At 59.2% G+C, this 25202-nt stretch carries 27 protein-coding genes and 1 pseudogene; all 28 read left to right on the top strand.

Going from position 1 to position 25202, the window contains the following annotated elements; translation table 11 throughout:
• Positions 1-384 precede the first annotated feature (384 nt).
• The 28 genes and pseudogenes from spoIVB to glf all read left to right on the top strand — a co-directional run bounded on the left by spoIVB (position 385) and on the right by glf (position 25184).
• A complete protein-coding gene (gene spoIVB, locus B5G03_RS13555; protein ID WP_087182217.1) occupies positions 385-1608 on the top strand; it encodes a SpoIVB peptidase in 1224 nt (407 codons plus the stop codon).
• A gap of 160 nt (positions 1609-1768) precedes the next feature.
• Positions 1769-2089 (top strand): hypothetical protein, encoded by a 321-nt coding sequence (locus B5G03_RS13550; RefSeq protein ID WP_087182216.1) that lies wholly within the window; start codon positions 1769-1771, stop codon positions 2087-2089.
• Positions 2090-2120: 31 nt separating this feature from the next.
• Positions 2121-2402, top strand: a complete 282-nt coding sequence (locus B5G03_RS13545) for a hypothetical protein (protein ID WP_087182215.1) — start codon at positions 2121-2123, stop codon at positions 2400-2402.
• 95 nt (positions 2403-2497) lie between these two features.
• Positions 2498-2596 (top strand): annotated as a pseudogene (locus B5G03_RS13540) (SpoIVB peptidase S55 domain-containing protein); the annotation flags it as partial.
• A 169-nt stretch (positions 2597-2765) separates the two neighbouring features.
• Positions 2766-3248, top strand: a complete 483-nt coding sequence (locus B5G03_RS13535) for a hypothetical protein (protein WP_087182214.1) — start codon at positions 2766-2768, stop codon at positions 3246-3248.
• A gap of 29 nt (positions 3249-3277) precedes the next feature.
• Positions 3278-3673 carry a hypothetical protein gene (locus B5G03_RS13530; protein ID WP_140401707.1) on the top strand — a complete coding sequence of 132 codons (396 nt, stop codon included), beginning with the start codon at positions 3278-3280 and terminating at the stop codon, positions 3671-3673.
• 344 nt (positions 3674-4017) lie between these two features.
• A complete protein-coding gene (gene spo0A / locus B5G03_RS13525; protein WP_087182212.1) occupies positions 4018-4770 on the top strand; it encodes a sporulation transcription factor Spo0A in 753 nt (250 codons plus the stop codon).
• A 189-nt stretch (positions 4771-4959) separates the two neighbouring features.
• Entirely contained in the window at positions 4960-6072 is a 1113-nt protein-coding gene (ispF, locus tag B5G03_RS18015; protein ID WP_087182211.1) for a 2-C-methyl-D-erythritol 2,4-cyclodiphosphate synthase, read from the top strand.
• Positions 6073-6261: 189 nt separating this feature from the next.
• Entirely contained in the window at positions 6262-7143 is an 882-nt protein-coding gene (cdaA, locus tag B5G03_RS13515) for a diadenylate cyclase CdaA (RefSeq protein WP_242962456.1), read from the top strand.
• On the top strand, positions 7124-8398 hold the full coding sequence (locus B5G03_RS13510) for a CdaR family protein (protein WP_087182210.1): 1275 nt from the start codon (positions 7124-7126) through the stop codon (positions 8396-8398). The genes cdaA and B5G03_RS13510 overlap by 20 nt, the downstream gene beginning before the upstream one ends.
• A 9-nt stretch (positions 8399-8407) precedes the next feature.
• A complete protein-coding gene (locus B5G03_RS13505) occupies positions 8408-10000 on the top strand; it encodes an NAD(P)/FAD-dependent oxidoreductase (protein ID WP_087182209.1) in 1593 nt (530 codons plus the stop codon).
• Positions 10001-10071: 71 nt separating this feature from the next.
• Positions 10072-11370, top strand: a complete 1299-nt coding sequence (locus tag B5G03_RS13500; RefSeq protein WP_087182208.1) for a hypothetical protein — start codon at positions 10072-10074, stop codon at positions 11368-11370.
• Positions 11367-13400 carry a single-stranded-DNA-specific exonuclease RecJ gene (recJ, locus tag B5G03_RS13495; protein ID WP_087182207.1) on the top strand — a complete coding sequence of 678 codons (2034 nt, stop codon included), beginning with the start codon at positions 11367-11369 and terminating at the stop codon, positions 13398-13400. Before B5G03_RS13500 ends, recJ begins: the two co-directional genes overlap by 4 nt.
• Before the next feature lie 3 nt (positions 13401-13403).
• Entirely contained in the window at positions 13404-15578 is a 2175-nt protein-coding gene (locus tag B5G03_RS13490; RefSeq protein ID WP_087182206.1) for a RelA/SpoT family protein, read from the top strand.
• Between the two features lie 26 nt (positions 15579-15604).
• Positions 15605-16054 carry a D-aminoacyl-tRNA deacylase gene (gene dtd / locus B5G03_RS13485; RefSeq protein WP_087182205.1) on the top strand — a complete coding sequence of 150 codons (450 nt, stop codon included), beginning with the start codon at positions 15605-15607 and terminating at the stop codon, positions 16052-16054.
• A gap of 28 nt (positions 16055-16082) precedes the next feature.
• On the top strand, positions 16083-16676 hold the full coding sequence (locus tag B5G03_RS13480; protein ID WP_087182204.1) for an MBL fold metallo-hydrolase: 594 nt from the start codon (positions 16083-16085) through the stop codon (positions 16674-16676).
• A gap of 19 nt (positions 16677-16695) precedes the next feature.
• A complete protein-coding gene (gene hemZ / locus B5G03_RS13475; RefSeq protein WP_087182203.1) occupies positions 16696-18147 on the top strand; it encodes a coproporphyrinogen dehydrogenase HemZ in 1452 nt (483 codons plus the stop codon).
• The gene (locus B5G03_RS13470) at positions 18113-19039 is read left to right on the top strand and encodes a nucleoside kinase (RefSeq protein ID WP_087182202.1); all 927 of its coding nucleotides are present in this window, start codon (positions 18113-18115) and stop codon (positions 19037-19039) included. Before hemZ ends, B5G03_RS13470 begins: the two co-directional genes overlap by 35 nt.
• A gap of 101 nt (positions 19040-19140) precedes the next feature.
• Complete coding sequence (locus B5G03_RS13465; RefSeq protein WP_242962454.1) at positions 19141-19542, top strand: zinc ribbon domain-containing protein; 402 nt, start codon at positions 19141-19143, stop codon at positions 19540-19542.
• 310 nt (positions 19543-19852) lie between these two features.
• Positions 19853-20656 carry a nucleoside triphosphate pyrophosphohydrolase gene (gene mazG / locus B5G03_RS13460; RefSeq protein WP_087182201.1) on the top strand — a complete coding sequence of 268 codons (804 nt, stop codon included), beginning with the start codon at positions 19853-19855 and terminating at the stop codon, positions 20654-20656.
• A 39-nt stretch (positions 20657-20695) separates the two neighbouring features.
• Positions 20696-20971, top strand: coding sequence for an HU family DNA-binding protein (locus B5G03_RS13455; RefSeq protein WP_058966716.1), 276 nt, complete (start codon positions 20696-20698; stop codon positions 20969-20971).
• Between the two features lie 83 nt (positions 20972-21054).
• Positions 21055-21300, top strand: a complete 246-nt coding sequence (locus B5G03_RS13450; protein WP_058966714.1) for an RNA-binding S4 domain-containing protein — start codon at positions 21055-21057, stop codon at positions 21298-21300.
• Positions 21301-21360: 60 nt separating this feature from the next.
• A complete protein-coding gene (locus B5G03_RS13445; protein ID WP_087182200.1) occupies positions 21361-21660 on the top strand; it encodes a YabP/YqfC family sporulation protein in 300 nt (99 codons plus the stop codon).
• Positions 21661-21666: 6 nt separating this feature from the next.
• Complete coding sequence (locus B5G03_RS13440; RefSeq protein ID WP_087182199.1) at positions 21667-22152, top strand: hypothetical protein; 486 nt, start codon at positions 21667-21669, stop codon at positions 22150-22152.
• A gap of 41 nt (positions 22153-22193) precedes the next feature.
• Positions 22194-22493 carry an FtsB family cell division protein gene (locus B5G03_RS13435; RefSeq protein WP_087182198.1) on the top strand — a complete coding sequence of 100 codons (300 nt, stop codon included), beginning with the start codon at positions 22194-22196 and terminating at the stop codon, positions 22491-22493.
• Positions 22494-22587: 94 nt separating this feature from the next.
• A complete protein-coding gene (locus B5G03_RS13430) occupies positions 22588-23067 on the top strand; it encodes a S1 RNA-binding domain-containing protein (protein ID WP_058966707.1) in 480 nt (159 codons plus the stop codon).
• Between the two features lie 248 nt (positions 23068-23315).
• Positions 23316-23837 (top strand): ribosome hibernation-promoting factor, HPF/YfiA family, encoded by a 522-nt coding sequence (gene hpf, locus B5G03_RS13425; RefSeq protein ID WP_087182197.1) that lies wholly within the window; start codon positions 23316-23318, stop codon positions 23835-23837.
• Between the two features lie 240 nt (positions 23838-24077).
• Entirely contained in the window at positions 24078-25184 is a 1107-nt protein-coding gene (gene glf / locus B5G03_RS13420) for a UDP-galactopyranose mutase (RefSeq protein ID WP_087182196.1), read from the top strand.
• The last annotated feature ends 18 nt before the right edge of the window (positions 25185-25202 follow it).

Here is a 25202-nt window from a genome sequence, read left to right as displayed (position 1 = left end):
TACTCAGGGAGGGGATACCCGAGGCGGAGCATTGCGCTTGATCCGCATCCATAAAAACAGGCCACGCCTGCTTTTACCTGATTGATGAAAAATTCTTCACTGAGGTGACAGCACCTAAAACCAGCGCGTCTGCCAATTCCGCCATATCCGCACAAGAAAAAATCCTCCATTTTCACCCGGGGAGGACACCCGAGGCGGGGCAAAACGCCTGATCCGCATGCATCCAAATGCAGCGAATGCATTGGATGTATGTTTACTATATCAGACCCGGCCGGTTTTGTCAATCAAAAGCCCGGCAGCTGCATTACGCTCCATCCGCTTACATGAAACAGCCCAAACCTGTGCATACTGAACCATAAGACTATTTTCAAAGGAGCGTTTCGTATGATTCACTGGATCCGGCGCAGCTTGGCGGCCCTTGCGGCGGCTGGTGCGCTGTTTGCATGCGGGTGGGGATACTTGTATTGCCAGCTGCCCGATACCTTTTTGGTGGAGCAGGGGCAGACCCTGCGCATTGCTCAGCTGCCTTGGCTGCAGCCCATGCAGCAAAGTGGAGCTGCCCAGGCGGGGGCTGTGCCCGTGGGCGGTAGCTACAATGTAACGCTGAGCATACTGGGCCGCGTTCCGGTAAAGACCGTGCGTGCGGTGGCAGTGGATCAGCGGGCCGTGACCGTGTGCGGTACTCCATTCGGAATCAAAATGTTTGCGGAAGGGGCAACCATTGTTGGATTTACCGATGTCCCGGCCCCGGGCGGCGGTGCGAACCCGGCAAAAAGTGCCGGACTGAAAATAGGAGACCGTATTCTGTCCATCGATGGTGCGGCGACCCACGATAATCAAGACGTAGCCGACGCTTTGCAGGAAGCCGCGGGTCGTCCGGTGGAGGTGATCTACCAGCGCAGCGGCCAGCAGCATACCGCCAGCCTGGAACCGGTGCGGGATGAGGAGAGCGGTTCCTGGCGGGCAGGCATGTGGGTGCGGGATTCCTCAGCAGGTATCGGTACGCTTACTTTTGTGGACAATTCCACCGGTATGTACGGCGGGTTGGGGCATCCGATCAGCGATGCGGATACCGGCCAGAGCATTGCCCTGCGCAGCGGTGAGATCGCCCCGGTGACCATTACCGGCTATGAAAAAGGTGAGGCGGGAGTGCCTGGCGAGCTGAAGGGGCGTTTTACCAGTCAGATTGCCATGGGGGACATCCTGGTCAATGGAGCCACTGGCGTTTATGGGCGCATTCGGGTGCTGTGCAGCGGGCAGGATATGATCGTGTCGCAGGCACAGGAGGTGCGCTGCGGCCCGGCCCGTATCCTCACCACACTGGAGGGAACCACACCGCAGTGGTATGATGTGGAGATCGAGCGTGTGTCCCTTGGGCAGGAGGACCCGAACCGGAATATGGTCATTCGGGTAACAGACCCGCAGCTGCTGAGCGCCACCGGCGGCATTGTGCAGGGAATGAGCGGCAGCCCCATCGAGCAGGATGGCAAGCTGGTAGGGGCGGTGACCCATGTACTGGTGAACGACCCTACCCGCGGCTATGGCATCTTTGCACAGACCATGCTGGAAACGGCGGACGGTCTGGCACAGGCAAAACAGACAAGTTGAAGTGAATTTTATTGCCCCTGTGAGGCCTCACAGGGGCAACTTTTTCTTTTCTCCTTTGTAATTTATGATACAATAAAAATAAAGAGCCAGAATGTTTAGAACCTTGGCCACACACATAGGCGATAGGATAAATCAGAATTTAACAAAGGAAGGTGATCACATGGTGACTGCTATTTATTCTTTGTCGAAAGTCCATGGAGCAGAACTGTGGCTCTTGTTTTGGTTTGTTTGTGTTGCAGCATATTTGGGAATTGGTCTTTTATTTAAGCATAATCGCACCAAGGCAGGTATCAAGAATATGTTGATTGGCCTGATGATTGCAGAAGTAATTAACGATCTTATATGGGCGATTATCTATTACCATAACGGCACATATTTGGACTATGGTATTGGTGCAGTATATGGCCTGCCTTTATGGATACTTATTTTGACGGTAACATTGATTGTTTTTACGGCAAAAAGCAGAAATTTCCAAAGATAAACTGGTTTCAGTTTGAGGAGTGAACTGGTGTATGAAACATTTCAAAACTATTAGGATAATTGCGGCAATTGTGTTTTTGATTTCGCTATTTTGTACTGTTGATTTAGGCCTGAGTTTACTTTTCAACACGGGAGCAGTCTATCATGATGGGTATGCAGCACATAGCCTTCTTCATGCTGTGTTTGGTATCTTTGGGGATGGTGTGTGGACATTTGATATGTTCTTTGGAAAATTTGAAACATCCGCATGGATAACATATGCTCTGTTGGTAGTAAATGTTGTCTTGCTCTTCTGCAAAGGCGAAAGAAAATAAATTCCGGTTTGCTTTGAAAAATCCAAATTAGACACTTCCGGGCCTGCAGCAATTTGCAGGCCCGGTTTTGTATCCCGAAATAATTGTAATCACTGGTGAGCGGCAGCCCCATCGAGCAGGATGGCAAACTGGTAGGGGCGGTGACCCATGTACTGGTGAACGATCCCACCCGCGGCTACGGCATTTTTGCATAGACCATGCTGGAAACGGCGGACAGCTTTGCTCCGATGAAAACAGACGGATAAAACCGGCAGCCGGGCGGGCTGCCTTACATAACTGTGAAACCAGTGCTGACAACAGCAGAAAAGGAGAGTATTATAATAGTAAAGAATTTTCGTCTGAATCCGAAAAGGAGTGAGCAGAATGAAGAAAAGTATGCTGGTTTTGCTAACGCTTGTTCCGGTTGCAGTTGGGCTTGTTGTGAATTTTACCCTGTTTGTGCCTGTGGTCGGCTCGCTTCTCTTTTTCCTGCTGCCTCTGGCCACAACGATATTCTGGTTTTATCTTGGAAGCCAGTATGCATGTTCCGGATGGAATGCGCCTTGCTCAATTCTCATCGGGAATGCGGTGGGAATCCTGTCGCTTGCGGTGTATGTGTGGCAGTGTGTCCTTCTGACAGATGAAAACGTCAATTTATTTTTGGCGGCTGCGTCGCAGATGTTTTCCGCAGCTACGCCCACGTATCTTTTTGGAAGACGGGCGATGCTGTTTGAAGCCCAGCCCAATTATATTGGCGAGGCGACCGCATTGGCGCTGCAGGTGATTGCGGTCCTCTATATGATCGTAATTTTTGGATGCGGCTATGCCTGGGGGAAGAGAACCGCCTTCCGTTCGCAGTCTGCCTGAGGGGACGGCCGTAAAGCGAGGTATGGGGTATGGATGAACTGAAAATACGCATGGAAAGACACCGGCGTGCGATTTGTATGTTTGTTTTCGCTTTTATGGTGTTTATCAACTGCTGCGGCTTTCCGCTGTATAACCTGAATAAGGAGTGGCCGCTGACGCTTGTGGCACTGAACCTCTATACGGTGGTTGCTTCCGCGGCAATACTGGGGCGAATGCTGCGGTGGCTTTTTGGGAAAACAAAGGCGTGGTTGGTGACTCTGGCAACCGTGGCGTTCTCCTGTGTGGGATTGGCTTGCCGTTTTCTGCTGGAGTGTGGAGAGGTGTCCAATACTTATAATTTTACCCTGCCGAATGTTGTACTGCATGTGGTGGCGTTTTCGGTGTTGGTCTTTGTTTTCTGGGCAGCCCGGGAAAAAGAGCAATGAGATACAATCAAAAACGGTAGAAGCGCAGCTCTGAGCCTTTGTGTGCAGGGCTGCGCTTTCTGTTTCCAAGGCAAGAGGGAAGGAAACAAAGCGCGGTCTGGGTCCAATTGGAAGTTGGTTTCCAATTCCTAAAAGCTCTGCTGCTGTCGAACGAAAAAGAAAACCGGCAGTTTTGCACGAGTCGGGTCATAGGGAAGAATAGTATCAGGAAAATATTTCCAAAAATATGGTAAAACCTGGAATTTGCTATTGCAATAGCTGGAAATATATGGTAAAATTTCCATTGTTAAAACAACACAGCGAAACCACCCGCAAAACGGATGTAAAAACAGGAGGAAATAGCAATGGAAACCATGAAATTCTTGATGACTGATCTGGGCGAAGCGGCCACTGCCGCCTGCGTGGCCGCATTGGAAGGCCGCGGCATGGAGGTCGTCGTCTGCCCCAAGGACGGCGCGCAGGTGCTGGAGAAAATGCTGGAATACCGGCCCCGTGCGGTTCTTTTGGAGGTGTTCATGCCCGGGCTGGATGCACTGGCGGTGAAGCAGCGCTATGAAGCGCAGGGAGGCAGCGCCGTTTTCTTTGCCACCGGGCCTTTTCAGAATGAGGAAGCGGAACAGGAGCTGCTGGAAAGCGGATTTGCCTTCTATTATGTGCGGCCCTTCGATGAGCAGATCCTGGCAAGCCGGGCGCTGAAGGCTCTGGGCAAGGCGCCGGTACACCGGCAGATCGGCACCGGCAATGACGAGGTGCGGGTCAGCGAGATCCTGCATCAGATCGGAGTTCCCGCCCACATCAAGGGTTACCAGTTTTTGCGGGACGCCATCCTGCTGACCATGGAGGATCAGGATTACATCAACGCGGTGACCAAGCGGCTGTATCCGGAGATCGCCAAACAGAACGGCACCACTGCCAGCCGGGTGGAACGAGCCATTCGCCACGCCATCGAGGTTGCCTGGGATCGGGGTGATGTGGATACACTGAACAGCTACTTTGGCTACACCATCCACAATCTGCGGGGCAAGCCCACCAACTCGGAGTTTGTTGCCATGATCAGCGACCGGATGCGCCTGGACAAAAAGCAGCGTCAGGCCTGAGTACGCAAAAAGACGGGGGAGAGAACGGGCCGTTTCGGCATATGGTGCCGGAGCGGCCTGTTTTTTGTGCGCGGGTGGTGTGCAGCCGGTGGATTTTTAGAGCGGGATACGGTATAATGGATCTTGTTATAAACAATGAAAGCGGAACGCTTTGCAGGGCGGGCGATTCCGCGCCAGGAGGCACCAAGCATGAACAAAACCGTTACCGCTGTGATCGTGGCCGCCGGTTCTTCCCGCCGGATGGGCTTTGATAAACTTTCCTGCCGTATTTCCGGCGGCACTGTGCTGGAAATGAGCCTGCGGGCCTTCGACCGGCACCCGCTGGTGAAGGACATCGTGCTGGTGACCGGCGAAAATGAGGGCCCCGCTCGTGCGGCGGCAGCTGCCTGTGAAAAGCCGGTGATTCTGGTGCGCGGTGGAGCCACCCGGGCGATCAGCGTGCGCAACGGTGTGAGCGCGGCCAGCGGTGAGCTGGTGGCCATCCACGACGCCGCCCGTCCCTTTGTAAGCGCGGCGGTGATCACCCAGGCACTGGAGGCAGCGGCAAGCACCGGCGCAGCTGCCCCGGCAGTACCGGTAAAAGACACCATCAAGCAGACGGAGAACGGTCAGGTAAAGGGCACCCCGCCCCGCGAGAGTCTGTTCGCAGTGCAGACGCCTCAGTGCTTTGACCGGGCGCTGTATCTGGAATTGCTGGCTCATGCAGCGGACGATTCCATCACCGATGACTGCCAGCTGTTCGAGCAGGCGGGAAAAACGGTGGTGCTGACCGCGGGCGATTATGCCAACTATAAAATCACTACACCCGAGGACCTGAAAGGAGAGACAAGCATGCGCATTGGCCATGGATATGATGTACATAAGCTGGTGGAGGGCCGCCGACTGATCCTGGGCGGGGTGGACATCCCCTACGAGAAGGGGCTGCTGGGCCACTCTGACGCGGACGTATTGGCCCATGCGGTGATGGACGCAGTGCTGGGCGCTGCCGCTCTGGGCGACATCGGCAAGCATTTCCCGGATACCGACCCCGCGTATAAGGGGGCGGACAGCCTGGAGCTGGCCCGTCATGTGGCCCGACTGATGGCCGAGCAGGGCTGGAAGATCGAAAACATCGACTCCACCATCCTGTGCCAGGCGCCCAAGCTGGCGCCGCATATTCCCACCATGCGCCGGAACCTGGCCGAGGCCTTCGGTATTTCGGAGGAGCAGGTGAGCGTCAAGGCCACCACGGAGGAAAAGCTTGGCTTTACCGGTGCAGGCGAAGGCATTGCAGTGCATGCGGTGGCGCTGATTACCCGCTGACCGGCAGACCCAAAAAAAGGTTTTCAAGCCTGCGGGCGTGTGCTATACTAACAATGGTAACATGCGCAGATGCGGCGCGCTGCCCGGCGGTTCTGGCCGGGGTGCGCCGAGCGCCGAATCACATGGAGTTTTGAAACACTGCGCCGCCGGATCAAACGGACCGGACCGGCGCAAACAGGAGGTTTTTTTGTGGCGAATGGGTTTGAGATCAGCCAGTTTGTGGGCAATTTGATGTCCATCTGGCTGCAGCCGCAGAATATTCTGGATATTGCCATCGTCGCCTTCGTGATTTACGAGCTGCTGGCAGTGATCCGCAAGACCAGGGCCGCGCAGCTGGCCAAGGGCGCAATTGTTGTGGTCGCGGTGTATGCGCTGGCGTATATCTTCGGGCTGCGCACCGTGATGTGGGTCATGAACGGCGTGCTGCAGGTCGGTATCCTGGCGCTGGTGGTACTGTTCCAGCCGGAGCTTCGCCGGGCGCTGGAGCAGATGGGCCGCACGGATAAATGGGCGTCCAAGCTGCTGCGCAGCCGTCGGATGGACCCGGGCCTGCGCGCCCAGTGGCAGAACGCCTGCCTGGCCATCTGCGACGCCGCGGAGCAGTTGTCCGACACCAACACCGGCGCGCTGATCGTGCTGGAGCGCAACACCAACCTGTCCGAGATCATCCGCACCGGCACCCCGCTGAACGGCGACGTGAACCGGGAGATGCTGGGCACCATCTTTTACGAAGGTACCCCCTTGCACGACGGTGCCGTGGTGGTGCGCGACGGTATGCTGAAGGCGGCGGGCTGCGTGCTGCCGCTGTCGGATAATCTGGAGATCGGCAAGGACATGGGCACCCGTCACCGGGCGGCGCTGGGTATGAGCGAAAATTCCGACGCCGTGGTGGTGGTGGTCAGTGAAGAGACCGGCATCATCTCGCTGGCAAAGAACGGCGTGCTGATCCGCCGGCTGGACCGTCAGAATCTGTTCAATCTGCTGCAGGAGGAGCTGGTTCCTCCCGAACAGCAGGAAACTCCTAAAAAATCTTCTTTCTGGAGAAAAAAGAATGAAAAAGGACAAAGATAAATCTCTGCTGGACGACCGGCGCTTTTCCGTCGCGCTGTCCATCCTGCTGGCGGTGGCGATGTGGATGGTGGTCACCATGGTGATCAACCCCAATTCCACCTTCACCCTTTACAATGTGCCGGTGGACTTTACCTACAATTCCACAAGCTATACCAGCAAAGGCCTGGATATTGTGAACAACCCGGAAAAAAGCGTTTCCCTGAAGCTGGAGGGCAACGGCTATGACCTGAGCGGGCTGAAGGCCGAGGACTTCGTGGTCTACCCGGACTATTCTTCGGTGAACGGCCCCGGCGAGGTGACCCTGCCCCTGCGCGTGCTGGTGCGGGACAGTGCCAGCCAGGTGAAGGCTACCGTGAATAAGGACGAACGGGTCAGCGTGGTGTTCGATTCCGTGGAGGAGAAGACCTTCACCGTGCAGGTGCAGGCCAGCGATCTGACTATCGCCGAGGGCTATATCCTGCAGGGCACCGTGGCGTCCCCCAGTTCGGTGACCGTGAACGGTCCCGCCAGCGAGGTGGACAGCATCGACCGGATCGTGGCCCGGGTAGAGCCCAGCTCCGATTTGGAGAACATGTCGGAAAGCAAGATCAAAACGGTCGCGCTGGAAGCCCAGGACGCCCAGGGCCAGCCCCTGAGCCTGCAGTACACCACCATGGACACCACGGTGGTGGATGTGACCATCAATATCTATCAGACCAAGGAGCTGCCCCTGGCGGTGAACTTCATCAACGTGCCGGAGGGCTTCGACCTGAACACCCTGAACCATACCCTGTCGCAGGAGACGATGGTGGTGAGCGGCCGCCCCGAGACGCTGGAAAGCCTGACCGAGCTGGCGGTAAGCGACTTTGACCTGTCCACCTTCGAGCTGGATAAGTCCTATAGCCTGACCGTGAACCTGCCCAAGGGCGTGGAAAGCAAGAACAATGTGAAGACCATCACCCTGAGCTTTGACACCACCGGCCTTGCAAGCCGTACACTGAACGTGGCGAACATCCGCACCATCAATATGCCGGATGGCTACACCGTGAAGGTGAACGATACCAAGGTGTCCAACGTGACTCTGATCGGCCCTGAGGACGAGCTGGAGGAGCTGTCGCCCAGCAGCGTGGTGGCCACAGTGGATATGAGCCAGAGTCAGGTGGTCGAAGGCACGGAGAACCTTTCGGCCTCCATATCGGTGCCCTCTTCCAGCACCATTTTTGCAGTGGGCAGCTATTCGGTAGAGTGTTCCATCACAGTAAATTCCGGGAGCTGATCAGAAAAAATGCTGTTGATTCGAGGGCTTCGGGTGGGGCTGAACGTGCCCCAGCCCGAACAGCAGGCCAAAGCCATGGCCTTGAAAACCCTGCGCCTGCCTGAAAGCCAGGTGGCCAGCGCGGGGGTGGCAAAGCTTTCGGTGGATGCCCGGCACGGTAAACCCGTGCTGGTGTATACCATCGCCATCACCTTGAAAAACGAGGGTGCGGAACCGGCCTTGGCCGGGGCCGCGCCCTGCGTTGCTATATCCAAGCAGGTGGCATTCCGGCCTGAAATCGCCAAAACGCCGCTGGGCGGCCGCCCTGTGGTGTGCGGCCTCGGTCCGGCCGGCCTGTTCGCCGCGCTGGCACTGGCCCGGGCGGGGTACCGGCCCATCGTGCTGGAGCGTGGTCCGGCTTTGGAGGAGCGGGTCAAGGCAGTGGAGCACTTTTCCGCCACCGGCCAGCTGGACCCCAACGCGAACATCCAGTTTGGCGAGGGCGGCGCGGGCACCTTTTCCGACGGTAAGCTCACCACCCGCATCAACGACGAGCTGTGCGGTTTTGTGACCCAGACCCTGCTGCGCCACGGCGCACCGGCCGAGATCGCCTACCGGCAGAAGCCCCATGTGGGCACCGATCTGCTGCGGGGTGTGATCCAATCCATCCGGGGCGAGATCCAGCAGCTGGGCGGCGAGGTGCGCTTCAATACCCGCCTCACCGGACTGATCCGGGAAAACGGAAAGCTCTGCGGCGTGCAGACCACCGGGGGAGATATTTCCACCCCGGCGCTGATTCTGGCCGTGGGCCACTCGGCGCGGGATACCTTTGAAATGCTGCAAAACGAGGGATTGCCCCTTGTCTGCAAGCCCTTCTCGGTGGGCTTCCGTGCGGAGCATCTGCAAACCGAGATTGAAAAAAGTCTTTACCACCAGGCGGCGGGCCATCCGGCTCTGCCCCGAGGGGAGTACCAGCTCAGCCAGCACGTGGGTGAGCGCTGCGTTTACACCTTCTGCATGTGTCCCGGCGGTCAGGTGGTCGCCTCGGCCAGCGAGGAGGGAGGCGCGCTCACCAATGGTATGAGCTACCACGCCCGGGCAGGCAAAAACGCCAACGCGGCAGTGGTGGTCAGCGTGGACGGCCGGGACTTCGGCCAGGACCCGGTCAAGGCCATTGCCTTCCAGCGGCAGCTGGAGCAGGCGGCCTATGCGGCGGGCGGCGGCGGTTATGTGGCCCCCGCGGAGACCGTGCAGAGCTTTTTGCAGGGCAAGGGCCGTCTGGACTTGGGCAGGGTAGAGCCCACCTACGACCGGGGCGTGCGCGCCTACGATCTGGGCAGCCTGCTGCCCGAAAAGCTGGCCGGAACGCTGCGCACTGGCCTTTCCGCCTTTGAGCGCAAGCTGCGGGGCTATACCGCGGCAGACGCAGTGCTCACCGGCCTGGAAACCCGCACCTCCAGCCCGGTGCGGCTGGAGCGGGGGGAGGACCTGCAATGTACCGCGCTGCCGGGGCTGTACCCCTGCGGTGAGGGTGCGGGTTATGCGGGCGGCATTGTGAGCGCCGCGGTGGACGGCCTGCGTTGCGCCCGGGCACTGATGGCTCTTGGCGGTCCGCAGGAATGACGTAAACTGGGGCTTTTCGGGCACTGCCCGGCAGGCCGGAACGATAAAACGGAATGGATGGGGAAGAGAAGATGGCAGAGAAACGACCGTATGAATACGATGCCTGGGGCCGGCAGGGCCAGCAGCGCCGCAGCCAGACCGGCGGCCGCGCTCCCGGCGGTCAGGACCCCTGGGATGAGGTGTGCCGCAGCATGAATGAGCTGGGGGCCACCGTGGCCACTGAGGTGGGCCGTGGTTTGAAAGAGGGCTGGGATCAGGTGCAGAAGAGCCTGAACGAAGCTCAGGCAGCGGGCAAGCAGGGCCAGCAGCCTCCGCAGCCCGTGCGGCCTTCCACTACAGGTGCGCCCCGTTACGCCGCACCGCAGACTCATGCCGCTTCGAACCGGGCAGTTGTCCGGATGGATCAGGCAGCGGATCGGCTGGGTGAAACGCTGGCCAATGGCCTATGCATGATGGGGGGCACTATTGCGGTGGGCTGCGCCGTGGTGCTGGGTTTGTTCAGCATACTGATCTTTGTGGCAGGACTTATGTATGGCATTCCTGAAGTTTTTGCAACAGATGTCGTGCTCAGCTTCATCTCACTGGGACTCTGCGTTGCTGTTTCTCTGGGTGCTCGCTGGCTGTTTTTGCAGCCGGGGCGGCGCTTCCGCCGCAAGCGCTACCTGATGGGGATGGGCCAGCAGACCAACGTTCCGCTGACCCGGCTCAGCGAGGTGGTGCAGCGTCCGGTCCCCTTTGTAAAAAAAGACCTGACTCTGATGATCCGCAAGGGCTGGCTGCCCAACGCTTATTTGGATGAGGAAGAGGGCCGGTTTTTCCTGAACGCAGCGGAATACCGGGAGCTGCAGCGCGCCCAGGAAGAGGAGCGCCGTGCCCAGGAGACCCGCCGTCAGCAGGAAGAGGCTGACCCGGCAGGCGCCGAGCTGAGGGCGACTCTGGAGCAGGGTGCCCAGTTCCTGAAGGTACTGGGCGAGCATGCGGCCGCCGCAGCGGACGAGCCGGACCTGCAGCAGGAGCTGGTGCGCATGCAGACCCAGGCCGGTGAGATTCTGGATTGGGTGGAGGACCACCCGAACAGCGCCGGAAAGGTGCGCCGTCTGGTGCGGTACTATATGCCCACTACTCTGAAGCTGCTGAAAACCTACGATGATGTGAAGGACCAGAAGGGCGATGTGGCAGGAAACATCAAGCTGGAGATCACCGGCATCCTGCACACGGTGAACCGCGCCTTCGAGAACCTGCGCGACGATCTGCTCAGCGACGCCGCGCTGGATGTATCCACCGAGATCAGCGCCATGCAGGCCATGCTGGCCCAGGACGGTCTTTCGGCGGACGATACTTTCTATTCAAAGGAGCAAAGCAATCAATGACCTATCGAGCCTGGCAAGTCAAGCAGCCCGATGAGCAGGCCGCCGCACGGCTGGCAAACGCCATCGGCGCGCCGCTGCTTCTGGCGCGTATCCTGGTGGCCCGGGGCATGAGCAGCCCCGAGCAGGCCATGGAATTTCTGGAGCAGGACGCTCCCCTGTCCGACCCGTTTCTGATGCAGGATATGGACAAAGCAGTCCAGCGGATCTTACAGGCGGTGGACGAAGAGCAGCCCATTGTGATCTTCGGCGATTACGATGTGGACGGCGTGACTGCCACCGCCCTTTTATATTCCCATCTGCGGGGCATGGGCGCCAATGTGCGCTGCAAGCTGCCCAGCCGCGAAGAGGATGGCTACGGCTTGACCAACGCCATCGTGGAGCAGCTGGCCGAAAAAGGCTATAAGCTTATTATTACGGTGGATAACGGCATCACCGCCGTCCAGGAGGCCCGGCGGGCCAAAGAGCTGGGCGTGGACCTGGTAATCACCGACCACCACCTGCCCGGCGAAACCCTGCCGGAAGCGGTGGCGGTGGTGGACCCCGCCCGGGCGGATGATACAAGCCCCTGCAAGACCCTTTCCGGTGCGGGTGTGGCCTTCAAGCTGTGCGCCGCGCTGGATGGCTGCGAGCCGGAACTGCTGCTGGATTTCTGCGGCGATCTGGCGGCCATTGGCACCGTGGCGGACGTGATGGTGCTGCAGGGAGAGAACCGAACCATTGTAAAACATGGCCTTTATGCGCTGCAAAACAGCGAACGTCCCGGCCTTCTGGCATTGCTGGAAGCCTGCGGCCTGGGCGACAAGCCCGTGACCAGCGAGAGCATCAGTTTTGCCATTGCGCCCCGGCTGAATGCTGCCGGACGGATGGATTCCGCGGTGAGTGCGCTGCAGCTGCTGTTGTGTGAGGATGAAGGCCGCGCCCAACAGCTCACCGACCAGCTGGTGGCCAGCAACGTTGCCCGGCAGGAGGCCGAGCAGCGCATCATGGCCGAAGCCGAAGCCCAGCTGGCGGCGGACCCTGCCCGTCAGAACGACCGGGTGATTCTGGTCTGGGGCCAGGATTACCACCCCGGAGTGATCGGCATTGTGGCCAGCCGTCTGGTGGAGCATTACGGCAAGCCGGTGATCGTGATCAGTGTGCAGGAGGGCGAGGGCAAGGGCTCCGGCCGCAGTGTGCCCGGCTTCAATCTGCACAAGGCCATCAGCGCCTGCGGCGAGTTGCTGCTGCGGTTTGGCGGCCATGCACTGGCTGCGGGTCTCTCGGTGAAGGAAGAGAATATCCCGGCGCTGCGCAAGGCGCTGAACGAGTTTGCCGCCCGGGAATACCCGGTGCTGGAAAGCCCGCCGCTTGAACTGGATGTGACCGTCCGGCTGGATACCCTGACCGTGCAGGAGGTGGAGGGCCTGGACTACCTGGCCCCCTGCGGCAACGGAAATCCCGCGCCCCTGTTCCTTCTGGAAAACGCGCTGATCGAAGGCGTTTATCCGGTGAGCGATGGGCGGCACTGCCGGCTGCGGCTGCGCCAGGGCGGGAGCTGCCTGTACGCTGCCTATTTCGGTGTGAGCGTGGCTCAGCTGCCCTACCAGACCGGTGACCGGGTGGATGCCGCCATCACTCTGTCCATCTATCAAGGCAAGAATGGGCCCCAGCTGTCCGGCCGTATACGGGAGCTGCGCCCCGCGGGCCTGCCTGCCCAGACTGCCCGGCAGGCGGCGCTTTTCGACGCCTTTTTACACGGCAGCAAGCTGCCGGACCGGCAGCGGCAGGAGCTGCTGCCCCAGCGCGCCCTGATCGTGACGCTTTACCGCATGATCCAGAAGGGTGAGGTGTGGGCGCAGGACCTGCAGCCGGTTTTCGCAAAGCTCGGCCCGGAGAATACCGGGCGGATTCTGGCGGGTTTGACCGCCCTGACCCAGCTGGGCCTCGTGGAGATCTGCGAGACCGGCGGGGCCAAAAAGTATGCGCCGGTACCGGTGGCCCAGAAACAGGACCTGTTCTCGGCCCCGATACTCAAGGCACTGGAGGCATGATCCATGGCTGGATATGTAGTATATGATGATTTGAAGCAAATGGTCCTGGAATCGGGCCGCCCCTACGATATGGAGATGCTGGACAAAGCGTACCAGCTGGCGGCCCGGGCCCACGACGGCCAGTTCCGCCGCTCCGGCGAGCCCTATATCTGCCACCCGCTGCATGTTGCCATGCTGCTGGTGGACCTGGGTATGGACACCGAGAGCCTGGCCGCTGCCCTGATGCACGACGTGGTGGAGGATACCTCCGTCACGCTGGATGAGCTGGAAAGCCAGTTTGGCGCGGACGTGGCCCACATGGTGGACGGCGTGACCAAGCTGACCAAGATCAAGTTCTCCTCGGTGGAGGAGCAGCAGGCCGAGAACCTGCGCAAGATGCTCATGGCCATGAGCCAGGATGTTCGGGTCATGATTATCAAGCTGTGCGACCGGCTGCACAATATGCGCACCGGCGACGCCTGGCCCGAGCAGAAACGGCGGGACAAAGCCCTGGAGACCATGGAGGTCTACGCGCCCATTGCCCACCGTCTGGGCATCAGCAACATCAAGGAAGAGCTGGAGGACCGCAGCCTGCGTTATCTGGACCCGGTGGGCTACCAGAACATCAAGGACCTGCTGGCGGAAAACGGCGGCCGGGAATTCGTAACGAACATTGCCGAGGTCATCCGGGAACGGCTGGCCGAAAACGGCATGCCGGAAGCCATCATGAAGAGCCGGGTCAAGAGCGTCTACGGCATCTACCGCAAGATGTTCATGCAGAACCGGGACTTTGAAGAGATCTACGATGTATACGCGGTGCGCATCATCCTGGACACGGTGGCCGAGTGCTACAATGCTTTGGGTGTAATCCACGACATGTACCACCCGCTGCCCAACCGGTTCAAGGACTATATCTCCACCCCCAAGCCCAACGGCTACCAGTCTCTGCACACCACCGTCATCGGCCATGAGGGCATTCCCTTCGAGGTGCAGATTCGCACTCGCGAGATGGATCAGATGGCGGAATACGGCGTGGCGGCTCACTGGAAATACAAGGCCGGCATCCAGAGCGGTGGCAGCGACCGTCTGGAGGAGCGCCTGGCCTGGGTACGCCAGCTGCTGGAAAGTCAGCGGGAGAACGAGGACGCGGGCAGCCTGCTGCAGGACATCAAGGGCGACCTGCTGCCTGAAGAGGTGTTTGCCTTTACGCCCAAGGGCGATGTGATCAATCTGCCCGCCGGCGCCACCGCCATCGACTTTGCCTACGCCATCCATTCGGCGGTGGGTAACCGGATGATCGGCGCCAAGGTGAACAGCCGTATCGTGCCCATCGACCACAAGGTGGTCACCGGCGAGATCATCGAGATCATCACCGGCCCGGCGGACAAGGGCCCCAGCCGTGACTGGCTCAAGATCGTGACCACCAGCGAGGCCCGGAACAAGATCCGCAACTGGTTCAAGAAGGAGCGCCGGGAGGAAAACATTCAGGAAGGCCGCGCCGCCCTGGAACGGGAGATGCGCCGCAACCTGATCACCGTCCCGGACGACAAGTGGGATGAATTCATGGCCGAGATCGCCCGCCGCCAGCGGCTGAACAGCGCCGATGAAATGTATGCGGCGCTGGGCTACGGCGGCCTGCAGATCAGCCGTCTGATGGGCAAGATCAAGGACGAATACGGCAAGCTGAAGGCGGGCGACGAGAAGGCCGCCAACCAGATGGCCGATATCCCTCTGAAGAAGTACAAGGGCAGCGACGGCGTTGTGGTGGAAGGCATCGACAACTGCCCGGTGAAGTTCGCCAAATGCTGCAGCCCCCTGCCCGGCGACGAGATCGTGGGCTTCATCACCCGCGGCTTCGGCGTATCCATCCACAAAAAGGACTGCCAGAATGCCCAGGCCAGCATGAATGACCCGGAGAACCGGGGCCGCTGGGTCCGCGCTTACTGGGAGGACACCAAGCAGGAGAACTACAAGGCCACCCTGGAACTCACCGCCATGGACCGCAGCGGTCTGGTGGGCGATGTGGCCATGGCCCTGACCGAGCTGCGGGTGCCGGTGTATGCCATGAGCGCCCGCGCGGTGGACAATGGCCGCGCTTCCATGTCGCTCACCATCGGCATCGCCAGCACCGAGCATCTGAACAGCGTGCTGGCCAAGCTGCGCCGGGTGAAGGACGTGGTCAGTGTGATGCGCGTATAAATATCTCAAGAACAAGGAGAAAACCAATGCGAGCTGTAATACAGCGTGTGACCAGCGCCAGCGTGGTGGTGGACGGGGGCGCGCCCCGGCCCATCGGTCCCGGACTGGTGATTCTGCTGGGCGTGAAGGATACCGACACCCTGGCTATCGTGCCCAAGCTGGCGGAAAAGTGCGCCCATCTGCGCATCTTTTCCGACGAGGCGGGCAAATTGAACAAGAGCGCCGTGGAGCTGGGTTATTCCGCCCTGGTGGTGAGCAATTTCACCCTCTACGCGGACACGAAAAAGGGCAAGCGGCCCAGCTTTATTGCCGCCGCCAAGCCCCCGCTCTCGGTGCAGGCCTATGAGCTGTTCCTGGAGAAGATGAACGAGCAGGGCCTGAAAGAGGTGCAGCACGGCGAATTCGGCGCCGACATGCAGCTGAGCCTGACCAACGACGGCCCGGTGACCATTGTGATCGATACCGACGAGTGGTAAACGATTTTCCGAACAAGAAGGAGACCCCATGAACGTATATCATCTGCGGGGCCCCGCGCCCTATTATACCAACAGCTTTGTGATCGTCACCGACCAGGGCAACGCCGTGGCGGTGGACCCGGCCCCGGCGGCGGACGAGATCGACCGCCTGCTGGCCGAGAAGAACGCGAAGCTGACCCGTATCTTCCTGACCCATGGCCACTTCGACCATGTGTACAGCGTGGAGGAGCTGCACCGCCGCTGGAACTGCCCGGTCTGGCTGGACCCCGCCGACGCGAAGGGGAACGAGATGTACCCGGTGGCCAAAAGCGACGCCTGCTACGAGGACGGCGCCCCCATTCAGGTGGATGAGGCGCAGTTTACTCCCTGGCACACGCCGGGGCATACTGCCGGTTCCTGGATCATCGAGTGTGCCGGCCTGCTCTTTGCGGGTGATACCCTGTTCGCCGGCGGTGTGGGGCGTACCGATCTGGAGGGCGGCAGCCCTGCCGACCAGCGGGCCAGCCTGAAAAAAATCAAGGCGCTGCCCCTGGAGGATGACACCACGGTGCTGCCCGGCCACGGCGATTTTACCACCCTGGGCCAGGAAAAAGCCGAAAATCCCTATCTGATGTTTGTTTAAAGCAAGACGAGGAGCATTTATGCTGATTCATATCAAGGGCGGCGTCTCCGGCTACGAGCCAGAGAACATTGCCCGTATGTTTTTCCCCGGCGCCAGTCTGACCACCAAATATGTCCGCGGTGAGGATATGGTCTTTGCCGCTGCGGGCCGCTGCTGTCTGGCGGTGGGTGTTCGGAGGGGCGGTAAGTGTCTGGTGCGTACCGCGCCCCTGCCCCAGGAGGGCGAGAGCGTGGAGTTTGCCCTGTGCAGCCTTTTGTATGAGCTGCTGGGCCAGGCCACCGGCCTGCGCATGCCCTGGGGCAAGCTCACCGGCGTGCGCCCGGTGCGCATCATCCACGACAAACGGGCTGAGGGTTGGTCGGAGGAGGCCATCCGAAACCTGTTTGTGGACCGTTATGACTGCACCCCTGAGCGCTTTTCTCTGGCGCTGCAGATCGCGGACCTGCAAAAGCCCATCATTGCCGGTTGTCAGCCGCTGGACTACAGCCTGTACATCGGCATCCCGTTCTGCCCGTCCCGGTGCAGCTATTGCAGTTTTGTGTCCCGTACCATCGGCCGGGACCAGAAGCTGGTGCAGCCCTATGTGGATAAGCTGTGCGAGGAAGTGCGGGAGATGAAGCGGCAGGCCGAGCACTGCGGGCTGAACCTGAAAACCATCTACATCGGCGGCGGTACCCCCACCAGCCTTTCGGCGGACCAGCTGCGCCAGCTGATGGGCACTGTGCGGGAGTGCTTTGATCTTTCCCGGTTGGAGGAGTACACCGTAGAGGCTGGCCGTCCCGACTGCACCGACGCGGAGAAGCTGGCGGTCATCAAGGAATACGGCGCAAGCCGCATCTCCATCAATCCTCAGACCTTCAACGACCAGGTGCTGGCCAACATCGGCCGCAAGCATTCCGCCGCAGACATCCTGCGGTGCTTTGGCGAAGCGCGGCAGGTCGGTCATGGCAATATTAACATGGACCTGATTGCAGGCCTTCCCGGCGACACGGTGGAGAGCTTTGCCGCCAGTCTGGACCAGGCCATTGCCCTGGACCCGGAGAACATTACGGTGCATACCCTTACCCTGAAGCGGGCGTCCAATCTGGTGATCGAAAACCGGGATGAGGCCTACGCCGACGTGGCCGCTATGGTGGAGCTGGCAAACCAGCGCCTGGCGGATGCGGGCTACCGGCCGTACTATCTCTACCGGCAGAAGAATACCCTGAAAAACCTGGAAAACACCGGCTGGTGTAAACCCGGCTATGAGGGGTACTATAATATTTATATCATGGAGGAGATCCACTCCATCCTGTCCGCCGGTGCGGGCGGCAGCACCAAGCTGTGCCAGCCGGGCGGCAGCCGCATCGAGCGGATCTTCAACTACAAATACCCGGCGGAATACATCGACGGTTTCGACGAGATGCTCCGCCGCAAAGAGGGAGTGAGTGCATTCTATGCCCGCTATCTGGATTCCGAAACGACTGGTTGAGGTCAGTCTGATCAATACCGCCGCCGAAAGCGCGGCCAGCTTTGCCCGCCACTGCGAGCATGAATATGAGGGCAGGGTGCACGCCGCTGCCAGCGAGGTGCTGGCCAGCGGCTGCTCGGTGGTCATGCTCACCGGCCCCTCCGCCTCCGGCAAAACCACCACGGCTCACAAGCTGGCCGAGGCGCTGCGGCTGCGCGGCGTGGCGGCCCAGGTGGTAAGCCTGGACAATTTTTATAAAAACCTGAACGAGTATCCTCGTCTGCCGGACGGCACCAAGGATTACGAGAACATCACCGCCCTGGATGTGGATGAGATTCAGCGCTGTTTGAAGGAGCTGATCACCACCGGCCGCACCGAGCTGCCGGAGTTCGACTTCCTTACCGAGAACCGGAAGCCGGAAAAAATTCCCCTGGAGCTGAAGGGCGGGGTGTGCATCGTGGAGGGCATCCACGCGCTGAATCCCCAGCTCACCGACAGCCTTCCCCGCAATCAGGTGTATAAGGTGTACGCGGGCCTGCGGGAGGAATACAGCCACCGGGGCCAGCGGGTGCTGCCCACCCGGGATATCCGTCTGGCCCGCCGTATGGTGCGGGACTACAAGTTCCGGGGCCACAGCCTGGAAAAGACCCTGAACATGTGGGAGCGGGTGTGTGCCGGTGAGGATAAGTTCATCAAGGTGTTCAAGAAGGAAGCCGACCTTTTGATGGATACCTCCTTCAGCTACGAGATCTGCCTGCTGGCCCCCTTTGTGACCCCGCTGGCGGGCGAGCTGCCGGAAGATCACCCCAACGCCGAGCGGCTGAACGCACTGGCTGGCTGCTTCTCGCTGGTGGAGCCGCTGAGCCTGGACCTGGTGCCGGAGAACTCCATGCTCCGGGAATTTTTGGGCTGAGCCGTTGCGTGCCGCAGCGCCTTAGAGTATAATGAAACAACAAGCAACGCATTCCCGGCGCGCTGGACGCGCCGCACCATAAAAGAAAGAGGTGTTTGGCTATGAATATCGATTTGGATAAGATCCTGGAGACCGGTGCGCAGCTGGCCGACAGTGCGAAGAAGACCGCCACCGATCTGGCCCAGAAGGGCAAGAAGCAGGTTGACCTGATGAATGCCCAGACCCGCCTGAGCAAGGCGCAGCGCCAGTTGGGCGCGCTGGTCTACAGCCTGGAGAAGAACGGCGAGAAGAACGATCTGCTGGTGAAAAAATATGTGGATGCCATCAGCGCCATCGAAGAGGAAATCGAGACGCTGAAAAAGCAGGAGAGCCAGGGTCAGACCACTTATACCTACACCTACACCGCACCCGCTCAGGAGCCCGGCAAAAAGACCTGCCCCCAGTGCGGCGCGGAGGTCGACGAGGATGCCCTGTTTTGTTCTTGCTGCGGGGCACAGCTTTAAGATCGGCGACGCGGGCGTAGGCCAGGCCGTGGTATTCACCCTGCCTGCCAAAAACCGTGAAACCAACTGAATCTTGTGCGGGCGGAGAGCGTGAAAGCGCCTTCCGCCCGCTTTTTCTGTGCAGGAAAAATGGGGAAAAAACGCGCGAAAAATCTTTGTTTTTACCATAAAAAAACGTCAAAGTGGGCAGGATTTCTATAGCATGGTATGAAAACGGCCCTCGGGGGCCAAAAATAGGGGAAAAGGGCTTGAAATGGCGCTTTATCTAGGGTAGAATATGAGGAGTCACAAGGCGAAGGGGGCGGTTTCCATGGGCTTCACACCCAAAGAGCGGTATGACGCACAGGATCTGGTGCGTATCGTGGCGCAGCTGCGCGCACCGCAGGGCGGCTGCCCCTGGGACCGGGAGCAGACCCATGCATCCATCCGAATGAACTTCATTGAGGAAACCTATGAAGCGGTGGATGCCATCGACCAGAACGACGCACACCTGCTGCGCGAGGAGCTGGGGGATGTGATGCTCCAGGTGGCGCTGCACAGCCAGATGGAAGCCGAGAAGGGCACATTCACGTTTGACGATGTGTGCGACGGCATCTGCAAAAAGCTGATCTACCGCCACCCCCATGTGTTCGGGGAAGAATCCGCTGCAGCCACCACCGGCCAGGCACTTGCCAACTGGGAGGCGCTGAAAAATGCCGAGAAGGGACGTGCCACTGCAAAGGACCGGCTGGAGAGCGTGCCCCGCTCTTTCCCGGCACTGATGCGGGCGGCCAAGCTGCAGAAGCGGGCCAGAGCCTACGGCTTTGCCTACCAGGAGCCGGAGGATGCGCTGAACGACGTGAAGGACGAGCTGGCAGAGCTGGAACAGGCGATGCAGGGGCAGGGGAATGCGGCCGAAGAAGCAGGCGACCTGCTGTTTGCCGCTGCCGGTCTGGCCCGCGCGCTGGGCGTGGACCCGGAGCAGGTGCTCACCGGCGCGTCCGACCGTTACCAGAGCCGGATCATCCGCTGTGAAGAGCTGGCCGGAAGCGAAGCGCTTGCCGGTCTGAGCGACGAGGAGCGCCGCGCCCTTTGGCGGCAGGCCAAGAACGAGGAGCAGTCCTCAAAGGTGTAACGCCTTTGTTACTGATAAATCATTTGGAGGTATATGAACATGACGAAAGTTGAACTGATCGCCGCGGTCGCCGAGAACGCTGGCCTTTCTAAAAAAGACGCTGAGCAGGCTGTGAACGCTACTGTGGAAGCCATCACCAAGGCTTTGGCCGAGGGCGACAAGGTGTCTCTGGTCGGCTTTGGCACCTTCGAGACCCGTGAGCGTCCCGCTCGCAAGGGCCGCAACCCCCGCACCAAAGAGGAGATCACCATCCCCGCTACCACCACTCCCGCTTTCAAGGCTGGCAAGGCCCTGAAGGACGCCGTGGCGAAGTAAGCTTTTTGGAATACACTGCCCGCTTCCGGCGGCCTCACGGCCCCGGCGGCGGGATTTTTCGTATCCGAGGAAAGGAACAAGCAATGCGCATTGACAAATATCTGAAGGTCAGCCGCCTGATCAAGCGGCGCACCGTGGCCAACGAAGTGGCCGACGCAGGCCGTATCCTGGTGAACGGCAAGCCCGCCAAAGCCAGCTACGCGGTAAAGGTGGACGATGTGATCGAGATCACCTTCGGCAACAAGCCGGTAAAAGTGAAGGTGCTGTCTACCGACGCGCCTATGGGCAAGGACGTGGCCCGGGAGATGTACCAGGTCATCGAGGAATAATGCCCGCCTGCTTTTGCATACAATGTGCAAAAAGCCCTTGCGGCAAAAGCAGGTGAAAGAATGCAGGAAAAACGTTTTGAACAGGCCGCGCCGGAACCGGTCAAGCTGCCACACAATCTGATCGTAGAGGACCGGCGAACCCTGACTGCCACCGGTGTGACCCGGATTGTTAGCTACGACGAACAGGGGGCCACCCTGGAGACCCAGCTGGGTACACTGGTGATCGGAGGGCGAAACATCCAGGTGAGCGAGCTTTCCATCCAGACCGGCGAGCTGAAGATCTTCGGCACCATCGAGTACATGCAGTATTCGGAACCAGTGAAGAGCCCGGGCGGCTTTCTGCGCCGCCTGGCCCGCTGAGCGTGTATGGCCGCGCACATTCCCGAAGCGCTGGCCCTGGCGGACGCGCTGTGCTGCCTGGGACTGGGCCTGCTGCTGGCGGCGGTTTACGACGCGGCGCGCTGGCTGCTGGGCGGCAGCCGCCCGGTATGTCTGGTGCTGGATCTGGCGGCCTTTGCCTGCGCGGCGGTGCTGCTGCACAGCTTTGCGGCAGGCCGCAGCTACAGCGGCACCGTGCGGTGGTATATGGCTGCTGGTGCTGCGGTCGGGCTGTGGGGGTATTTTTTTGTACTGGCGCCCGGTCTTGCAGCGCTGCGAAATCTGGTAAAATGGCTGGTGCTGCTGCCGGTTCGCCTGTTCTGGATCACAGCGGTGCGTCCGGTGGGCCGCCTGTGCGGCCGCGGGGCGGGGAGAACCCGGAAAAAACTGCACAGTGCTCTGGTAAAACGACAAACAAAACAGTTGCAAAAAAAGGCCAAGGTGTTGTATAATTCTAATCAATACCAGGTTTGAGGCGTACCGCAAAGCACGCCGGCAAAGGGGGGCTGCCGGGTATGACCAAGATTGAGAAAAAGAAGGGCGGCGTTTCTTCCCTCGTGCTGCGGCTGGGCCTTGTGGCGCTGGCCGCTTATCTGGTGGTGGGCATGGTGTTCAACCAGGTGGAGATTGCCGCCAAGCGGCAGCAGCTGGATGCAGTGGAGCAGCAGCTGGAAGCGCAGCAGGCCCAGAACGACGAGCTCAGCCGGATTCTGCAATCCGGCACCGATGAAGAGATCGTGGAACGGGTCGCCCGGGACCAGCTGGGTTATGCGAAGCCCAACGAGCGTGTCTTTGTGGATATGACCGGAAAATAAACAGGATGCAAAGGGCGGCCGGTATTCGATGCCGGCGTTGCGGGCCTTTTACATAAAAAATAATTTTTGAAATAATAGGAGAAACAGGGGTTACATGGCGTTACAGTTAGAGGTAGGAGCGATCCTGGAAGGCAAGATTACTGGCGTGAAGAAGTTCGGCGCGTTTGTCGCGCTGCCGGAAGGCAAAACCGGCATGGTACACATTTCGGAGGTTTCCAACAGCTTTATTGAGGATCTGTCCACGGTACTCACCGAGGGCCAGACCGTGAAGGTGAAGGTAATGAACATCGGCGAGGACGGCAAGATCGCCCTCTCCATCAAGCGCACCCTGCCGCCGGAGCCCCGTCCGGCCCGGCCCGCCCGTCAGGGCGGCGCGAACGGCGGCCGTCCTCCCCGTCAGAACCGGAACGACGGTCCCCGGGTGTGGCAGCCCAAGGCTCAGCAGCCCCAGGGTGATCTGAGCTTTGAGGATATGATGGCCAAGTTCAAGAGCCAGAGCGAGGAGAAGATCTCCGACCTGAAGCGCGTCACCGAAAACCGGCGCGGCGGTGGGTATTCCCGCCGGCGTGGCTGATCAACGAAAAACAGGAAAAGAAACCCGCGGTTCCCTGCTAAAAGGCAGCGGCCGCGGGCTTTTTTGTTCATTTCCTGACCGAAAGCGTTTTGTCACTGTTGCAACACAAAAAGTTTACAAGTTAGTGCGGTTTTACTCTGTTTCTTTTTGTACAAATGTGATACAATATAACCATCAGAACGGCAGATATCAATGCGGATAGCACAAAATATGTCCGGGATATTTGCCACAAAGGAGGCATTGGTTTTATGAAGGTCACATGCACTGGCAGAAAAGTTTCCCTGAAACCCAGTTTCATCGAGAAAGCGCAGGCAAAGCTGGACAAGCTGGACAAGTTCTTTGCCGGCGAGGCCGAAGCGCAGGTAACGGTGACAGTGGAGAAAAGCGGCCAGACCGTTGAGATAACAGTGCGGGAAAAGGGCCTTGTGATCCGGGCGGAAAAGATGCAGGAACGCATGGAAGACGCCCTGGACGATGCAGTTGATCTGCTCACCCGCCGCCTCGTGAAGAACCGCAAGCGCCTGGGCGACAAGCTCACCCGTTCGGTAGCCGTGGAATGGCCCGCTGAGCCGGAACCGGAGGAAAGCTACGATGTGATCCGCGAGAAGCGCTTCGTGGTGAAGCCTTGCACCACCGAAGAGGCGATCCTGCAGATGAACCTGCTGGGGCACAGCTTCTACCTGTACCGCAACATGGACGATGGCCAGATTCAGCTGGTTTACCGCCGGGCGAACGGCACCTATGGTGTGCTGATCCCGGAAGATTACTAAAATCTACTCATTCCGTCATCCAGGAGAGGGCCGCTCAAAGAGAGCGGCCCTCTCCTTCTGTTTTCTGAAGGGCATGGAGTCGGACCGGCAAAAAATGGCGGCACAGCAGGAAATTCGGCCAGCATTTGTAATCAATTGGAAAGGGGAAAAACACCTTTTTGCGTTGCAAAATATGCCGAAACGAGGTATGATTAGAAATTAGTATGGAGCATATTGGCCATTTCTTAGGAGAGGAACAGAATGAAAAAACAATATGATTACCTGATCGTCGGCGCCGGGTTGTATGGCGCGGTGTTTGCTCATGAATTGACGAAGGCAGGCAAGCGCTGCCTGGTGATCGATAAACGGGACCACATCGCGGGCAATATTTATACCCATGAGGTGGAGGGCATTCAGGTGCATCAGTATGGTGCGCACATCTTCCACACCAACAACAAGGAGGTATGGGATTACCTGAACGGGTTTGCCGTCTTCAACCGGTACACCAACAGTCCCATCGCAAATTACAAGGGTGAGATTTACAACCTGCCCTTCAATATGAATACCTTCAATAAGATGTGGGGCGTGATCACTCCCGCTGAGGCCGCGGCTAAAATCGAGGAGCAGCGCAAAGCCAGCTATACCGAGAACCCGAAGAACCTGGAGGAGCAGGCCATCAATCTGGTGGGTGTGGACATCTATGAGAAGCTGATTAAGGGCTACACGGAGAAGCAGTGGGGCCGTCCCTGCACCGAGCTGCCCGCCTTCATCATCAAGCGGTTGCCGGTACGTCTTACTTACGACAATAATTACTTCAACGCTCTGTATCAGGGAATTCCCGTGGGCGGCTACACTGCCATGGTGGCAAATATGCTGGAGGGCGTGGAGGTTCGCTTGGGTCAGGATTATCTGGCGGACAAGGCCGAATGGGATGCTCTGGCCGACAAAGTGGTCTACACCGGTCCCATTGATGCCTACTTTGCCTACAAGCTGGGTGTTCTGGAGTACCGCAGCGTGCGCTTCGAGACCGAGGTGCTGGACGAGACCAACTACCAGGGCAATGCGGTGGTGAACTATACGGACGCCGAGACCCCCTATACCCGTGTGATCGAGCATAAGCATTTTGAGTTTGGTACCCAGGAAAAGACGGTCATCAGCCGGGAATACAGCGCCGAGTGGAAGTTGGGCGATGAGCCGTACTACCCGGTCAACGACGAAAAGAACAGCGCTCTGTATGTAAAGTACAAAGCATTGGCTGAAGGCGAGAACGGCGTGATTTTCGGCGGCCGTCTGGGCGAGTACCAGTATTATGATATGGATAAGGTCGTGGAAGTGGCGCTGGCAAGAGTGCAGGCAGAAATGGCCTAAAGCGCTATAAGCAAGATG

The sequence above is a fragment of the Gemmiger sp. An50 genome (assembly GCF_002161595.1).
Taxonomy (GTDB): domain Bacteria; phylum Bacillota; class Clostridia; order Oscillospirales; family Ruminococcaceae; genus Allofournierella.
This window is presented reverse-complemented; position numbering and strand designations above follow the sequence as displayed.